Origin of the sequence: Brachyspira catarrhinii, assembly GCF_005518285.1 — a bacterium.
Classification (GTDB): Bacteria; Spirochaetota; Brachyspiria; order Brachyspirales; family Brachyspiraceae; genus Brachyspira; species Brachyspira catarrhinii.
In genome coordinates, this window is record NZ_SJDU01000724.1 from 1 (window position 1) to 591 (window position 591).

1 protein-coding gene is annotated in these 591 nt (G+C 28.9%); it reads right to left on the reverse strand.

The window, feature by feature from the left end; all coding sequences use genetic code 11:
* Nucleotides 1-552 (reverse strand): glycosyltransferase family 2 protein (locus tag EZH24_RS13200; RefSeq protein WP_137999464.1); only part of this gene is annotated, 552 nt, incomplete at its 3' end.
* Between the last annotated feature and the right edge of the window lie 39 nt (nucleotides 553-591).

Sequence of the window (591 nt, forward strand, 5' to 3'; positions counted from 1 at the left end):
TGGTAAACGCATTTGCAAAGCATATATTGTAAGTTCTGTTTCTATTTCAAAACCTTTAGAGAAAGCAGGAAAACTCTTTACGAATCTTTTAGAAAATATTCTATATCCGCTAAGCATATCCTCGAATCTCTTACCAAACAGTATATTAGCAAAACCTGTAAGCATAGCATTACCAAATGTATGACCTTTTCTATGTACATCTTCATCTACAACTTCACGAGAAATATTAAGCATATCAAGTTTGTTATCTAAAAAATACTGTATATGTTTTTTTATTTCCGATATATCATATTGCATATCAGCATCAACCATAATATATATATCAGCTTCAATGTCTGAAAAAGCCCTTCGTATAACTTCACCTTTACCCTGATAATTAACTTCTGTTACCATTGCTCCAGCCTCTTTTGCTAATTTAACAGAGTTATCCTTGCTATTATTATCAAAAACATTTATTTGAGCTTCAGGCAAATATTTCTTAAATTCATTTATTACTTGTTTAATTGTAATCTCTTCATTATAGCAAGGTATTATTACGGATATTTTTTTCATAGTATTATTTCCTAAACAAATTTAAAGCACAAAAAAGCT